At 67.4% G+C, this 14495-nt stretch carries 13 protein-coding genes and 1 pseudogene; 12 read left to right on the forward strand and 2 right to left on the reverse strand.

Annotated features, from left to right (window positions below):
• The first annotated feature begins 85 nt into the window (after positions 1-85).
• The 5 genes from acs (at position 86) to ACODR1_RS01220 (ending at position 5411) form a co-directional block, all read left to right on the forward strand.
• The gene (gene acs / locus ACODR1_RS01200) at positions 86-2038 is read left to right on the forward strand and encodes an acetate--CoA ligase (RefSeq protein ID WP_488878820.1); all 1953 of its coding nucleotides are present in this window, start codon (positions 86-88) and stop codon (positions 2036-2038) included.
• A gap of 187 nt (positions 2039-2225) precedes the next feature.
• Positions 2226-2657 carry an Xre family toxin-antitoxin system antitoxin gene (locus tag ACODR1_RS01205; protein ID WP_488878821.1) on the forward strand — a complete coding sequence of 144 codons (432 nt, stop codon included), beginning with the start codon at positions 2226-2228 and terminating at the stop codon, positions 2655-2657.
• 68 nt (positions 2658-2725) lie between these two features.
• Complete coding sequence (locus ACODR1_RS01210) at positions 2726-3151, forward strand: RES family NAD+ phosphorylase (protein WP_488878822.1); 426 nt, start codon at positions 2726-2728, stop codon at positions 3149-3151.
• Positions 3152-3210: 59 nt separating this feature from the next.
• Positions 3211-4869 carry a lysine--tRNA ligase gene (locus ACODR1_RS01215; protein ID WP_488878823.1) on the forward strand — a complete coding sequence of 553 codons (1659 nt, stop codon included), beginning with the start codon at positions 3211-3213 and terminating at the stop codon, positions 4867-4869.
• A 332-nt stretch (positions 4870-5201) separates the two neighbouring features.
• Positions 5202-5411, forward strand: coding sequence for a hypothetical protein (locus ACODR1_RS01220; protein ID WP_058348051.1), 210 nt, complete (start codon positions 5202-5204; stop codon positions 5409-5411).
• 23 nt (positions 5412-5434) lie between these two features.
• On the opposite strand, the gene ACODR1_RS01225 is transcribed toward ACODR1_RS01220, so the two are convergent.
• On the reverse strand, positions 5435-6058 hold the full coding sequence (locus ACODR1_RS01225) for a S24 family peptidase (protein ID WP_488878824.1): 624 nt from the start codon (positions 6056-6058) through the stop codon (positions 5435-5437).
• 191 nt (positions 6059-6249) lie between these two features.
• On the opposite strand from ACODR1_RS01225, the gene ACODR1_RS01230 reads away from it, so the two are divergent.
• The 6 genes from ACODR1_RS01230 to ACODR1_RS01255 all read left to right on the forward strand — a co-directional run bounded on the left by ACODR1_RS01230 (position 6250) and on the right by ACODR1_RS01255 (position 11974).
• Positions 6250-6729, forward strand: a complete 480-nt coding sequence (locus ACODR1_RS01230) for a MerR family transcriptional regulator (protein WP_101718614.1) — start codon at positions 6250-6252, stop codon at positions 6727-6729.
• 112 nt (positions 6730-6841) lie between these two features.
• The gene (locus ACODR1_RS01235; RefSeq protein ID WP_488878825.1) at positions 6842-8635 is read left to right on the forward strand and encodes an acyl-CoA dehydrogenase C-terminal domain-containing protein; all 1794 of its coding nucleotides are present in this window, start codon (positions 6842-6844) and stop codon (positions 8633-8635) included.
• Between the two features lie 2 nt (positions 8636-8637).
• A complete protein-coding gene (locus ACODR1_RS01240) occupies positions 8638-9801 on the forward strand; it encodes an acyl-CoA dehydrogenase family protein (RefSeq protein ID WP_058348047.1) in 1164 nt (387 codons plus the stop codon).
• 2 nt (positions 9802-9803) lie between these two features.
• Positions 9804-10169, forward strand: coding sequence for a hypothetical protein (locus tag ACODR1_RS01245; RefSeq protein ID WP_488878901.1), 366 nt, complete (start codon positions 9804-9806; stop codon positions 10167-10169).
• A gap of 1 nt (position 10170) precedes the next feature.
• A complete protein-coding gene (locus tag ACODR1_RS01250; protein ID WP_488878826.1) occupies positions 10171-10686 on the forward strand; it encodes an OsmC family protein in 516 nt (171 codons plus the stop codon).
• A gap of 82 nt (positions 10687-10768) precedes the next feature.
• Entirely contained in the window at positions 10769-11974 is a 1206-nt protein-coding gene (locus tag ACODR1_RS01255) for an acetyl-CoA C-acetyltransferase (RefSeq protein WP_488878827.1), read from the forward strand.
• A 14-nt stretch (positions 11975-11988) separates the two neighbouring features.
• Here ACODR1_RS01255 and ACODR1_RS01260 read toward each other — a convergent pair.
• A pseudogene (locus ACODR1_RS01260) lies at positions 11989-12093 on the reverse strand (hypothetical protein); the annotation flags it as partial.
• A 20-nt stretch (positions 12094-12113) separates the two neighbouring features.
• On the opposite strand from ACODR1_RS01260, the gene ACODR1_RS01265 reads away from it, so the two are divergent.
• Complete coding sequence (locus ACODR1_RS01265) at positions 12114-14297, forward strand: 3-hydroxyacyl-CoA dehydrogenase NAD-binding domain-containing protein (protein ID WP_488878828.1); 2184 nt, start codon at positions 12114-12116, stop codon at positions 14295-14297.
• Positions 14298-14495: the final 198 nt, after the last annotated feature.

The raw sequence follows: 14495 nt of genomic DNA on the forward strand, positions 1-14495 counted from the left end.
TACTCCCGCTCGCAAGACGACGACTGACGCAGCGGCAACATCGCTGGCGACGACAAGATCGACTGAAGAGACGTTAGGGAGACGCGTGGTGAGCGACGGACAGCTGTTTCCGGTTCCGGAAGACTGGGCGGGCAAGGCCCATATCGACGCCGCCGCCTATGAGGCCGCCGTGGCCAGGGTCGAGAGCGATCCCGAGGGCTACTGGCGCGATCTCGCCGCCCGTCTCGACTGGATCAAGGCCCCCACCAGGATCAAGGACGTCTCCTACGCCAAGGACGACTTCCGCATCCGCTGGTACGAGGACGGGGTGCTGAACGTCAGCGCCAACTGCATCGACCGGCACTTAGCCAGCCGCAAGGACGACGTCGCCCTGATCTTCGAGGGCGACGAGCCGGGCGTTTCCGACAAGATCACCTACGGCCAGCTGCACGACCAGGTCTGCCGCATGGCCAATGTGCTGAAAGACCTGGGCGCCAGGAAGGGCGACCGGATCACCATCTACCTGCCGATGGTTCCGGTGGCGGCGATCGCCATGCTGGCCTGCGCCCGCATCGGCGCCATCCACTCCGTCGTGTTCGGCGGCTTCTCGCCCGACAGCATCGCCGGCCGCATCCAGGACTGCGACTCCCGCCTGGTCATCACCGCCGACCAGGGCCGCCGCGGCGGCAAGACCGTCCCGCTCAAGGCCAATATCGACGAGGCCCTGACCCACTGTCCGCAGGTCGAGAAGGTGCTGATGGTCCGCTGGACCGGCGCCGACGTGCCGGTGGTCGAAGGCCGCGACGTGATCTGGAACGACGTGAAGGACGCGGCCTCGCCGGTCTGCGAGCCCGAGCCGATGAACGCCGAGGATCCGCTGTTCATCCTCTACACCTCCGGCTCGACGGGTAAGCCCAAGGGCGTGCTGCACACCACCGGCGGCTACCTGGCCTGGGCCAGCTGGACCTTCGAGTCGGTCTTCGACTACCGCCCCGGCGAGATCTTCTGGTGCACCGCCGACGTGGGCTGGGTCACCGGCCACTCCTACGTCGTCTACGGGCCGCTGGCCAACGGTGGGACCAGCCTGATCTTCGAGGGCGTGCCCAACTACCCGACCCCGTCGCGGTTCTGGGACGTGGTCGACAAGCACAAGGTCGAGATCTTCTACACCGCGCCCACGGCCCTGCGGGCCCTGATGCGCGAAGGCGACGAGCACGTCCTCAAGAACGACCTGTCTTCCCTGCGTCTGCTGGGCAGCGTCGGCGAGCCGATCAATCCGGAAGCTTGGCTCTGGTATCACCGCGTGGTCGGCAAGGACCGCCTGCCGATCGTCGACACCTGGTGGCAGACCGAGACGGGCGGCATTCTGGTTTCGCCGCTGCCGGGCGCCACGGCCCTGAAGCCGGGCTCGGCCACCAAGCCGCTGCCGGGCGTGAAGCTGCAACTCGTGGACGCCGAGGGCGCGGTGCTGGACGGCGCGACCGAGGGCAACCTCGTGATCACCGACAGCTGGCCGGGCCAGATGCGCACGGTCTATGGCGATCACCAGCGCTTCTTCGAGACCTATTTCTCGACCTATCCTGGCAAGTATTTCACCGGCGACGGCTGCAAGCGCGACGCCGACGGCTACTACTGGATCACCGGCCGGGTCGACGACGTCATCAACGTCTCGGGCCACCGCTTAGGGACGGCCGAGATCGAGAGCGCCCTGGTGGCGCACGAGGCCGTCGCCGAGGCCGCGGTGGTCGGCTACCCGCACGACATCAAGGGCCAGGGCGTCTACGCCTACGTCACCCTGAAGGCCGACGCGGTGGCCACCGAGGAACTGCGCAAGCAGCTCGTGCTCTGGGTCCGCCACGAGATCGGCCCCTTCGCCGCCCCCGACGTCCTGCAGTGGGCCCCCGGCCTGCCCAAGACCCGCTCGGGCAAGATCATGCGCCGCATCCTGCGCAAGATCGCCGAGAACGCGGTCGACGCGCTGGGGGACACCTCGACGCTCGCCGATCCGTCGGTGGTGGATGACCTAGTGCGCAACCGCGCGGGTGCGAAGGCGGCTTAGGGGAGGCGAAAACCTCGCCCTTCGACGAGCTCAGGGTGAGGTTTTCTACTGCACGGCCGTTCCGTGGTCCTCATCCTGAGCCTGTCGAAGGGCGAGGACCACGCTTGGCGGTCGCCAGCTTGTCCACAACCCGCCATAGGTCTATATTCAAAACGCCGCCAAGGTGGCGGCGTTTGGTTGAGATCGCATGGCCCCGGTCGTGAAAATCCAGGAACTGCTCGGCGGCGAGGCCGTGACTGGCCCGCTCGTCACGGAGTTCGACGTGGTCCGGCTGGTCCGCAGGGGCCTGTCGGTGGCGGCGGTCGACGGCTTCCTGGCGGCCACCCACCAGCCGTTCTCGGCCATCGAGCCCTATGTGATGCCCCGGCGCACCCTCAACCGTCGCCGCGACGCCGACCAGCCGCTGGATCCGGCCGAGTCCGACCGCATGGTGCGGATCGCCCGCATGGTGGCGGCCGCCGAGGACGTGCTGGGCGACCAGGAGCGCGCCTGGCGCTGGTTGGAGCGGCCCAACCGCACTCTGGAAGGCCAGACACCGATCTCGATGGCCGACACCGATCTCGGCGCCCAGGGCGTCGAGCGGCTGCTGGGCCAGATCGCGCACGGTCTGGCGGCTTGAGGCGTGCATTTGACGCCGCCCGCCATGCGGTATGAATCCCAAGACGGATCACTTTTGAGGGTTCGTCGATGATCGTCCATCGCATCGCCAAGGCGGCTCACGTCGGCCTGGACGGGGAGGGGGCCCGGCTCTACGGCGGCCGCTGGAACTCGCCCGGACGGCCGATGCTCTACACCGCCGCCAGCCCGAGCCTGGCCGTGCTGGAGGTGCTGGTGCATCTCGACCTGCCGCCCGACCTGCTGCCGCTGGACTACCGCCTGCTTTGGATCCACGTGCCCGACGAGGCGCCTAGCCTCGTGCTGGACGCGGTTCCGGCCGACAGCGTGGCGGCCGGCGACGCCTTCCTGAGCGCCGGACAGGCGTTGTGCCTGCGCGTGCCCAGCCAGGTGGTGCCGCAGGAGATCAACACCCTGATCAATCCGCGCCATTCGGCCTTCGTCGGCGTCCGGGTGGAGCGCGAGGAGCCGTTCCGGTTCGATCCCCGTCTGTTCTGACCTCTCGCGTGACCCCCACGCCCTAGCCTCATCCCCCGCCAGGGTTTATACGCGCGGCCATGTTTGAAGGCCTCTCCCCCCTCGCCCGTGAAGCCCGCTCCTGGCCGTTCGAGCAGGCGCGCGCCACCATCGCCCGCGTCCTGCGCGTGCGCCTCCCCGATCGCGCCGACCAGGAGGCCGCGAAAGCCCTGATCGACGCCGGCAAGACCGACGAGGCGGTGAAAGCCTATCCGGCCCTTTCGAAGGCCGTGATCTTCGAGACCGGCTACGGCCCGTCGGGCCTGCCGCACCTGGGCACCTTCGGCGAGGTGGCGCGCACGACCATGGTGCGCCAGGCCTTCCGCGCGCTGGTCGACGACCACATCCCCACGCGCCTGATCGCCTTCAGCGACGACATGGACGGCCTGCGCAAGGTTCCCGACAACATCGAGAACAAGCAGCCGCTGATCGAGGACCTGGGCAAGCCGCTGACGGTCGTCCGCGACCCCTTCGGCACCCACGACAGCTTCGGCGCCCACAACAACGCCCGCCTGCGCGCCTTCCTCGACAGCTTCGGCTTCGAGTACGAGTTCGTCAGCTCGACCGAATGCTACAAGGGCGGCCTGTTCGACGAGACCCTGCTGACGGCCCTGGCCCGTTTCGACGCCATCCAGAAGGTGATGCTGCCGACGCTCGGCGAAGAGCGCCGCGCCACCTATTCGCCGTTCCTCCCCATCAGCCCCAGCACCGGCAAGGTGCTGCAGGTCCCGACCCTGGAGCGCAACGTCGAGAAGGGCACGATCGTCTTCGAGGACGAGGACGGCAGCAAGGTCGAGGTCCCGGTCACCGGCGGCCACGTCAAGATGCAGTGGAAGCCCGACTGGGCCATGCGCTGGACCGCCCTGGGCGTCGACTACGAGATGAGCGGCAAGGACCTGATCGACTCGGTCAAGGCCTCGGGCGCGATCTGCAAGGCGCTGGGCGGGGTTCCGCCGGAAGGCTTCAACTACGAGCTCTTCCTGGACGAGAACAACCAGAAGATCTCCAAGTCCAAGGGCAACGGCCTGTCGATGGAGGACTGGCTGCGCTACGGCGCGCCGGAGAGCCTGTCATATTACATGTTCCAGAGCCCCAAGTCGGCCAAGAAGCTCTATTTCGACGTCATCCCCAAGGCGACGGACGAGTACCTGCAGCAACTGGACGCCTTCCAGCGCCAGGAACCGGCCAAGCAACTCGACAACCCGGTCTGGCACATCCATTCGGGCAAGCCGCCCGAGCAGGGCTCGCCGGTGTCGTTCAGCCTGATGCTGAACCTCGTTTCGGCCGCCGACGCCTCGACCAAGGAGATCCTCTGGGGCTTCCTGTCGCGCTACATCCCGGGCGCGTCGGCGGAAACCCAGCCGCTGCTCGACCGCCTGGCCGGCTACGCGATCAACTACTACGAGGACTTCGTCAAACCGACGAAGACCTTCCGCGCGCCCACCGACCAGGAACGCGCCGCGATCCTCGACCTGCTGGCCAAGCTGAAGGCCATGCCGGCCGGCACGCAGGACGCCGAGCTGATCCAGAACGAGGTGTTCGAGGTGGGCAAGACCCACGGCTTCGATCCGCTGCGCGCCTGGTTCCAGGCCCTCTACGAAGTGCTGCTGGGCCAGAGCCAGGGCCCGCGCTTCGGATCCTTTGCCGCGATCTTTGGTGTCGACCGCACGATCGCGCTGATCGAAGAGAAGCTGGGCTGAGGTCTTAAACTCCTCCCCCGTGCAACGGGGGGGAGGGGGACCACGAAGTGGTGGAGGGGGCGAGACTGGGCGCCGTGCCGACCGTCGCCCCCTCCGTCACGCTGGGTATCCGCAGCGCGCCACCTCCTCCGTTTCTCGGGGGAGGTGCTAAGTCGGCGGAAGCTGAAAACGTCCCCCCTCCGGCCCTTCGGGCCACCTCCCCCAGAGGGGGAGGATCTACGGCGTCCTGCGACACCGTGCCTCGGTTCATGAACGGAATCTGAATTTCGAATTAAGGGTTTGTGCGAACTTCGGAGTCTAGCCTGGGAACCATCAGAACCAGGAATAGTCCGATGGCTTCCTTCACCCTTCGCCCGCACGATCGTTCGGAATTCGACTCGCTGATCGGCGGCATCGCCTCGCAGTTCCCCGGCGCCCGCATCGAGGCCGCCCACAATGACACCTGGGCCTCCTACCGGGTCGACGTGTCGTGCGAGGACCCCCGCGCCGCGGCCCTTCGCGACTGGCTCAACGGCCACCACGCCGACTGCCCGCGCACCTGATCCTGCCGGATTTGGGTCCAACCCTACTGGCTGACCCACTGCACGCAGGCGACCCAGGCCACCGCCATCCGGTCGAGCGTGCGGTCGTCGCCGTCGCGTAAGACCGAGGTCAGCTCGATCGTCCGGGCCGTCAGCCGGCCCAGTTCCCTGATCAGAACCTCGCCTTCGGTGGTCATCGCCACCACCCGGTCGCCGCGCCGGGGCTCGGCCGTCGCCGAGACCAGAAGGCGGTCGCCGTCGCGATAGACCGGCGCCAGGGCGTCGCCCTCGACCTCCAGGGCGTAGAGCCCGTCCTCCCGCGGCCCCGGAAGCTCCATCTCCTCCCAGCCCGCCCCGCGCGGCGCGCCCGCCTCGTCGAACAGGCCCGGCGCGGCCCGCGCCTGGCCGATCAGCGGAATGCCGGCGCGCTTGCCCTGCACGCTCTCGGTCAGGGCCGCGAACTCGGAAAACCCCACCCCCGTGGCTTCCAGCACCTTGGCCAGGCTCTCGGTCGAGGGCCAGCGGGGGCGCGTCTCGACGTCGCCGCGCTTGGAGCGGTTGAAGGCGGTGGGGTCCAGGCCCGCCAGCTTGGCCATGGCCGAGGGGCTCATGTCGAACCGCTTGGCCAGGGCGTCGATCGCGGTCCACAGTTCGGCGTGCGAGAGCATCGGGTCCTCCACACGTCCAAGTGACGGGACCGAAAGGAAATTAAGCCCGCGACATAGGAATGTAAACCTATGCCCCAAGGTCAAGGTTGACGTTTACGTAAGCGTTGACGTTCCGCAAGGTCCGGTCTAGCGTGAACGCCGATAACCAATGACCCGGCCGGGAAGGCCGGCCGCACCCTGGGAGGGTACCGATGGCAGCCGATCTTCGACGTCCCGAGCGCACGTTCTCGATCCGTCAGCTGTGCAACGAATTCAAGGCCACGCCCCGGGCGCTGCGCTTCTACGAGGACAAGGGCCTGCTGACGCCGGCCCGCGAGGGTCTCAACCGCGTCTATTCCCACAAGGACCGCGTCCGCCTGCAGCTGATCCTGCGCGGCAAGCGCGTGGGCCTGTCGCTGTCGGAAATCCGCGAACTGCTCGACCTCTACGACGAGAACGACGACGGCGCGGCCCAGATGGCCCGGTCGCTGAAGAAGTTCCGCGAGCGCGCCAGCGCCCTGGAGCAGCAGCGCGAGGACATCGACGGCGCCCTGATCGAACTGCGCGAGGCCTGCGACCGCCTCGAGAAGCGCCTGGCCGAGATCCGCCCCGACCTCTTGCCGCGCTCGGCCGACTACGAGCAGCTGCTGCGCGCCCGGCTCGACGGCGCCGAAATGGCGCTGGGCAAGTAAGGCCCCAAGTAAGGCCAGAAACACTCAAGGCCGCGCCCGTTTCCGCCAAGACCGGCGGGGCGGGCGGGCCTTGGTTCCACCTCCCCGATCCGACCCATCAGGACTGCTTTAAATGACCTACCAGCCGCCCGTTCGCGATCACATGTTCCTGCTGCGCGACGTGCTCAACATCGAGCAGTACGGTAACCTGCCGGCCTTCGCCGACGCCTCGATCGACGTCGTCGAGCAGATCGTCGAGGGCGCGGCCCAGTTCACCGGCGAAGTCCTGGCCCCGCTGAACAGCGTCGGCGACAAGACTGGCTGCAAGCTGGATCCGGTCACCAACACCGTCACCACTCCGCCGGGCTTCAAGGAAGCCTACAAGGCCCTGTGCGAAGGCGGCTGGACGGGCCTCGGCTCGGATCCGACCTACGGCGGCCAGGGCCTGCCGCACGTCGTGAACCTGTCGTTCTCGGAAATGTCGAGCAGCGCCAACATGGCCTTCTCGATGTATCCGGGCCTGGCCCACGGCGCCTATTCGGCCATCCACACCGGCGGCACCGACGCGCAGAAAGAGACCTACCTGCCCAAGATGATCACGGGCGAGTGGACCGGCACCATGAACCTGACCGAGCCGCACTGTGGCACGGACCTGGGTCTGCTGCGCACCAAGGCCGTCCCGCAGGCCGACGGCAGCTACAAGATCACCGGCCAGAAGATCTGGATCTCGGCCGGCGAGCACGACATGTCGGACAACATCGTCCACCTGGTGCTGGCCCGCATCGAGGGCGCCCCGGCCGGCGTGAAGGGCATCAGCCTGTTCATCGTGCCGAAGTTCTTCCCGAACGCCGACGGCAGCGTCGGCGCGCGCAACGAGGGCGCCAAGTGCGTGGGCCTCGAAGAGAAGATGGGCATCCACGGCAACGCCACCTGCGTCATGCAGTACGACGACGCCGAGGGCTACCTGATCGGTGAGGAGAACAGCGGCCTGAAGCTGATGTTCGTGATGATGAACGAGGCCCGCCTGGGCGTCGGCCTGCAGGGCGTGGCCCAGGCCGAAGCGGCCAACCAGGCCGCCGTCGCCTTCGCCAAGGACCGCCTGCAAGGCCGTTCGCTGACGGGCCCCAAGAACGCCGACGGTCCGGCCGACCCGATCATCGTCCACCCGGACGTGCGTCGCCTGCTGCTGGAGAACAAGGCCATCATCGAAGGCGGCCGCGCCTTCCTGTTCTGGACCGCCCTGCACGGCGACCTGGCCCACGCCCACCCCGATGAAGCGGTGCGCACCAAGGCCGAGGACTACATGGGCCTGCTGACCCCGGTGCTGAAGGGTTACCTGACCGACCGCGGCTTCCAGGTCTGCTCCAACGCGGTGCAGGTGCACGGCGGCTCGGGCTTCACCGAGCACTTCCCGGTCAGCCAGTACCTGCGCGACTGCCGCATCGCCCTGATCTACGAAGGCACCAACGGCGTTCAGGCCCTCGACCTCGTGGGCCGCAAGCTGGCGGCCAAGGGCGGCCGCGGCGTGATGACCTTCTTCCAGGAAATCGACCAGTTCGTCGGCGAGAACGACGGCGACGCCGAGCTGAAGCCGTTTGTCGACGCCCTGGCGGCGACCAAGGCCCAGCTGCAGGACGGCACCATGTGGCTGATGCAGAACGGCCTGCAGAACCCCGACAACGCCGGCGCGGCCTCGACCGACTACATGCACCTCTTCGGCCTGACGGGCCTGGCCTACATGTGGGCGCTGATGGTGAAGTCGGCCAACGCCAAGATCGCCGAGGGCTCCACCGACCCGTTCTTCACGACCAAGGTCGCCACCGCGCGTTATTTCATCGAGCGGGTCTTGCCTGACGCAGGGGCGCATCTGGCCAAACTGAAGACCGGCTCGGCGACCCTGATGGCGCTGCCCGCGGAGGCTTTCTGATCATGAGCGTGCTCGACGTCGCAAAACCCGCCTTCATGGCCGAAGAAGACATCGCGATCTTCGAGGACGCGGTGGGCAAGTTCTTCGACGAGCACGCGCCTGAAAACGTCGTGGCGACCTGGCGCAAGAACCACTGCGTCGATCGCTCGATGTGGAACAAGGCGGGGGAGGCCGGTCTGCTCGGCCTCTCCACGCCGGAAGAATACGGCGGCTCCGGCGGCGACTATCGCCACGAGGTCGTCCTGATGGAACAGCTGGGCAAGAAGGGCGTCGACGGCTTCGGCGCCAGCCTGCACAACGCCATCGTCATGCCGTACATCTTCCACTACGGCACCGAGGAGCAGAAGCAGCGGTGGCTGCCGCGCCTGTCGACCGGCGAGCTGGTCGGCGCGATCGCCATGACCGAGCCGGGCGCAGGCTCGGACCTGCAGGGCGTCAAGACGTCGGCCAAGAAGGTCGGCAACCAGTACGTCGTCAACGGCTCCAAGACCTTCATCACCAACGGCCAGACGGCCAATCTCATCATCGTCGTCGCCAAGACCGATCCGGCCGGCGGCGCGCGCGGCACCAGCCTCGTCGTGGTCGAGACCGACGGCGCGGAAGGCTTCGAGCGCGGCCGCAACCTCGACAAGCTGGGCCACGAGGCCCAGGACACCTCGGAGCTGTTCTTCAACGACGTGAAGATCCCCACCGAGAACCTGCTCGGAACCGAGGAAGGCCAGGGCTTCTTCCAGCTGATGGCCCAGCTGCCGCAGGAGCGGCTGAACATCGCCGTGCAGGGCATGGCCACCATCGAGCGGGCGCTGGAGCTGACCATCGCCTACGTCAAGGAGCGCCAGGCGTTCGGCAAGCCGATCATCGCCTTCCAGAACACCCAGTTCGTGCTGGCCGAGTGCAAGACCGAGGCGACCGTCGCCAAGGTGTTCGTCAACCACTGCATCGAGCGCCACCTGAAGGGCGACCTCGACGCCTCGACGGCCTCGATGGCCAAGTATTGGGTCACCGACCTGGAGAACAAGATCGTCGACCGCTGCCTGCAGCTGTTCGGCGGCTACGGCTTCATGAACGAGTACCCGATCGCCCGGATGTATAAGGACAGCCGCGTCCAGCGCATCTACGGCGGCACCAACGAGATCATGAAACTGCTGATCGCGAGGACGCTCTGATGATGTTCGCCGACGCTCCGCCGCCTCCGCCCCCCTCTCTTGCTAATGGCGACAGCGCCCGCTCGGCCGTGGTCTGCGTCAAGGCCGAGGGCCGCCGCCCGCTGCAGTTCTCGGGCAAGCTGGAAGGCAAGCGCCCCCAGCCCGGCGCCTTCGACCTGCCGCTCAAGCCCGGCGTCGAGCAGTGCAACAACCTGCTGCGCTCCAAGATCGCCACCTGGACCCTGACGGTGAACACCTCGGGCTTCACGCCCTGCCGCCTGCCCGCGCCGGAGTTCGGCCAGCGCGTCGTCTATTCGGCCAAGGCCTCGGCCCGCGGCCTCACCTGCGCCCCGATCCACAAGTCGCCGATCGGGACCTGGAAGAAGTAGCATGTCGACCCACGTCGCCATCGTCGACTGGAAGCTGGAGCCCGGGGCGGACTTCCCCCGGGGGCGCTACAGCCGCGCCCATACCCTGTCATTCGACGGCGGGGTCACGGCGCTCGGCTCGGCGTCGCCGTCGGTCGTGCCGCTGCCCTGGTCGGACCCGGCGGGCGTCGATCCCGAGGAGATGTTCGTGGCGGCGCTGTCGTCCTGCCACATGCTGACCTTCCTCGACCTGGCCCGCCGCGCCGGCTTCTTCATCAGCGCCTATCGCGACACGGCCGAGGGCACGATGACCCGGAACGAGCATGGCGCTCACTGGGTTAGCCATGTCGCCCTTCGCCCCGACATCGTCTTCGAGGGCGACGCGCCCGACGAAGCCAAGCTGGCGGCCCTGCACGAGGCCGCCCACCACGCCTGTTTCATCGCCAACTCGGTCCGGACGGACGTCCGGGTCGAGCCGGCGCTCGAAAACGCCCTGCAAAGCCTTTCCACTTCCAATGCTCACATTGGAAGTGGGTGAAAAGGCTTTGAAAACAAAAGTCTAGAGCGCGAACGCGCTCTGGGGCCAACACACTTAAAAGATCGCAGGAAGGAGCCATTCAATGGCCGACGCTTACATCTTCGACGCCGTGCGCACCCCGCGCGGCAAGGGCAAGAAGGACGGCTCTCTGCATGAGATCACCGCCCTGTCGCTGGCCAGCCAGGTCCTGGAAGCCATCCGCGACCGCAACAACCTGGACACCTCCAAGGTCGACGACGTCGTCCTGGGCTGCGTGGCCCCGGTCGGCGAGCAAGGCTCCGACATCGCCCGCACCGCCGTGCTGACGGCCGACTACGCCGAGAACGTCGCCGGCGTGCAGATCAACCGCTTCTGCGCCTCGGGCCTGGAAGCCGTGAACATGGCCGCGGCCAAGGTCATCTCGGGTGAAGCCGACCTGACCATCGGCGGCGGCGTCGAGAGCATGAGCCGCGTGCCGATGGGCAGCGACGGCGGCGCCTGGCCGACCGACCCGTCGTCGGCCTTCAAGACCTACTTCATGCCGCAGGGCGTGTCGGCCGACCTGATCGCCACCCTCTACGGCTTCTCGCGCGACGACGTCGACGCCTACGCCGTCGAGAGCCAGAAGCGCGCCGCCCAGGCCTGGGCGGAAGGCCGCTTCAACAAGTCGGTCGTGCCGGTGAAGGACCAGCTGGGCCTCAACATCCTGTCGCACGACGAAACCGTCCGCGCCTCGACCACCATGCAGACCCTGGCCTCGCTGAACGCCTCGTTCACGGGCATGGGCGAGATGGCCTTCGACGCGGTCGCCACCCAGCGCTATCCGCAGGTCGAGCGCATGACCCACGTGCACCACGCGGGCAACAGCTCGGGCATCGTCGACGGCGCCGCCGGCGTGCTGATCGGCACCAAGGAAATGGGCGACGCGCTGGGCCTCAAGGCTCGCGCCCGCATCAAGGGCATGGCCTCGATCGGTTCGGAGCCGTCGATCATGCTGACGGGCCCGTCGCTGGTCACCGAGAAGCTACTCAAGAAGCTCAAGATGGAAGTCGCCGACATCGACCTCTACGAGCTGAACGAGGCCTTCGCCGCCGTCGTCCTGCGCATGATGCAGGCGCTGGACATCCCGCACGACAAGATGAACGTCAACGGCGGCGCCATCGCCATGGGCCACCCGCTGGGCGCCACCGGCGCGATGATCCTGGGCACCATGGTCGACGAGCTGGAACGCTCCGACAAGGAAACCGCCCTGATCACCCTGTGCGTCGGCGCCGGCATGGGCACCGCCACGGTCATCGAACGCGTCTGATCCAAGCACAGATCGTCATCCCGGACGGCCGTAGGCCGATCCGGGACCCAGGGGCCGGCGCACTGCGGTTCACCTGGGTCCCGGCTCTCCGCTTCGCTACGGCCGGGATGACGACCCAATTTCTGAAGGACTAGTCCACATGGAAAACTTCAAGATCGAGGTCGACGGCGACGGCATCGCCCTGGTCACCTTCGACGTCCCCGGCCGTTCGATGAACACCCTGACCGCCTCGGTGATCAAGGAGGTCGGCGAGCTGGTCGAGCGCATCAAGACCGACGCCGAGATCAAGGGCGTGGTCATCACCTCGGGCAAGACCACCGGCTTCTGCGCCGGCGCGGACCTCGGTGAACTGGGCGGTTCGGGCGGCCTCGGCGGCGGTGATCTGCAAGCCGCGTTCGACGCCGGCTTCGCCCTCAACAAGGCCTTCCGCGGCCTGGAAACCAGCGGCAAGCCGGTGGCCGCGGCCATCAACGGCCTGGCGCTGGGCGGCGGCCTGGAATTCGTCCTGGCTGCGCACTACCGCGTGGTCGCCGACCTGCCGAAGCTGCAGCTGGGCCTGCCGGAAGCCAAGGTCGGCCTGCTGCCGGGCGGCGGCGGCACCCAGCGCCTGACGCGCCTTATGGGCGTGATGGCCGCTGCGCCGTATCTGCTCGAGGGCAAGTCGATGAAGCCGGCCGAGGCCCTGGGCCTCAAGGTCGTGCACGAGGTCGTGCCGGCCGGCACGGAAGTCGAGGCCGCCAAGACCTGGATCAAGACCAAGGGCGACCCCGTCGCTCCGTGGGACAAGAAGGACTTCAAGATCCCTGGCGGCGGCCCCTACACCCCGACCGGCGCCCAGGTGTTCATCATGGGCAACGCCATGCTGCGCAAGAACACCTACGGCAACTACCCGGCCCAGCAGAACATCATGAAGGCCGTCTATGAAGGCCTGCAGGTTCCGTTCGACGCCGCGATCCGCATCGAGACCCGCTACTTCATCAAGACCCTGATGACGCCGCAGGCCAAGGGCATGATCCGCACCCTGTTCCTGAGCCTGCAGGAGCTGGGCAAGGGCGCGGGCCGTCCGGCCGGCGTGCCGCACTACGACGTCAAGAAGGTCGCCGTGCTGGGCGCCGGCATGATGGGCGCGGGCATCGCCTACGTCCAAGCCATGGCCGGCATCGAGACCGTCCTGATCGACCAGAGCCAGGAAGCCGCCGACAAGGGCAAGGGCTACGCCGAGGGCCTGGTCAAGAAGGCCGTCTCGCGCGGCAAGCTGACCCAGGAGAAGGGCGAGGCCATCCTGGCGCTCATCCACCCGACCGCCGACTACGCCAACGTCAAGGGCAGCGACCTGGTCGTCGAGGCCGTGTTCGAGAACCGGGAAGTCAAGGCCGCCGTCACCAAGCTGGCCGAGGCCCAGCTGGCCGACACGGCCGTGTTCGGCTCCAACACCTCGACCCTGCCGATCACCGGCCTGGCCGAGGCCTCGATCCGTCCGGAAAGCTTCATCGGCATCCACTTCTTCTCGCCGGTCGACAAGATGGGCCTGGTCGAGATCATCCTCGGCGAGAAGACCGACCAGGCGACCATCGCCAAGTCGATCGACTACGTCCTGAAGATCAAGAAGACCCCGATCGTCGTCAACGACAGCCGCGGCTTCTACACCTCGCGCTGCTTCGGCACCTTCGTGCAGGAAGGCATGGAACTGCTGAGCGACGGCATCGCGCCGGCGATCATCGACAATGTCGGCCGCGCCACCGGCATGCCGCGCGGTCCGCTGGAAATGCACGACGACGTCGCGCTGGACCTGTCGCACAAGATCGCCGTCCAGACGAAGAAGGACCTCGGCGACAAGTACGAGGAGCGTCCTTTCACCGCGATCATCGCCAAGATGGTCGAGGACCTGGGCCGCTACGGCCGCAAGAACGGCAAGGGCTTCTACGACTATCCGGAAAACGGCCCCAAGACCCTGTGGCCGGGCCTGTCGGACCTCGTCGAAGTGACCGTCAAGGACGCCGACAAGGCGCTGATCGAGCAGATCCGCACCCGCCTGCTGTACCGCCAGGCCGTCGAGGCCGCGCGCTGCTTCGAGGAAGGCGTGATCACCGATCCGCGCGAAGCCGATGTCGGCGCGATCCTGGGCTGGGGCTTCGCGCCTTGGACCGGCGGTCCGATCAGCCTGATCGACGGCGTGGGCGTGGCCAAGTTCGTCGAGATCCTCGACCAGCTGGCCGCGGCCTACGGCTCGCGCTTCACCCCGCCGGCCCTGCTGCGCGAGATGGCCGCCAAGGGCGAGACCTTCTACGGCCGCTTCGGCGTCAAGGAGAAGGCGGCCGCCTGAGAGGCGACGTCAGTGCGTGATCCTCGTCCGAAGTTTATCCTCGGGCCGACCTGCGGTCGGACCCGGGGGACAAGCTCAGGATGAGGATCAAGGGCGGACGGCGACAGTAGAGAACCTCACCCTGAGCTTGTCGAAGGGCGGGGTTCTCGGACCAGTCTTCGCCCGCAAGGCGAAATGAGGAGGCCCGGCGGCGACGCC

The organism is Caulobacter sp. FG7, assembly GCF_057808875.1.

What these genes read in the sequence shown, in the direction of transcription:
- ACODR1_RS01240 (WP_058348047.1), top strand. Translation starts at nt 8,638, where the DNA reads ATGAGCGTGCTCGACGTCGCAAAACCCGCCTTCATGGCCGAAGAAGAC.
- ACODR1_RS01265 (WP_488878828.1), top strand. Translation starts at nt 12,114, where the DNA reads ATGGAAAACTTCAAGATCGAGGTCGACGGCGACGGCATCGCCCTGGTC.
- ACODR1_RS01210 (WP_488878822.1), top strand. Translation starts at nt 2,726, where the DNA reads ATGATCGTCCATCGCATCGCCAAGGCGGCTCACGTCGGCCTGGACGGG.
- ACODR1_RS01225 (WP_488878824.1), bottom strand. Translation starts at nt 6,058, where the DNA reads ATGCTCTCGCACGCCGAACTGTGGACCGCGATCGACGCCCTGGCCAAG.
- ACODR1_RS01235 (WP_488878825.1), top strand. Translation starts at nt 6,842, where the DNA reads ATGACCTACCAGCCGCCCGTTCGCGATCACATGTTCCTGCTGCGCGAC.
- ACODR1_RS01215 (WP_488878823.1), top strand. Translation starts at nt 3,211, where the DNA reads ATGTTTGAAGGCCTCTCCCCCCTCGCCCGTGAAGCCCGCTCCTGGCCG.
- ACODR1_RS01220 (WP_058348051.1), top strand. Translation starts at nt 5,202, where the DNA reads ATGGCTTCCTTCACCCTTCGCCCGCACGATCGTTCGGAATTCGACTCG.
- ACODR1_RS01230 (WP_101718614.1), top strand. Translation starts at nt 6,250, where the DNA reads ATGGCAGCCGATCTTCGACGTCCCGAGCGCACGTTCTCGATCCGTCAG.
- ACODR1_RS01255 (WP_488878827.1), top strand. Translation starts at nt 10,769, where the DNA reads ATGGCCGACGCTTACATCTTCGACGCCGTGCGCACCCCGCGCGGCAAG.
- ACODR1_RS01205 (WP_488878821.1), top strand. Translation starts at nt 2,226, where the DNA reads ATGGCCCCGGTCGTGAAAATCCAGGAACTGCTCGGCGGCGAGGCCGTG.
- ACODR1_RS01250 (WP_488878826.1), top strand. Translation starts at nt 10,171, where the DNA reads ATGTCGACCCACGTCGCCATCGTCGACTGGAAGCTGGAGCCCGGGGCG.
- ACODR1_RS01245 (WP_488878901.1), top strand. Translation starts at nt 9,804, where the DNA reads ATGTTCGCCGACGCTCCGCCGCCTCCGCCCCCCTCTCTTGCTAATGGC.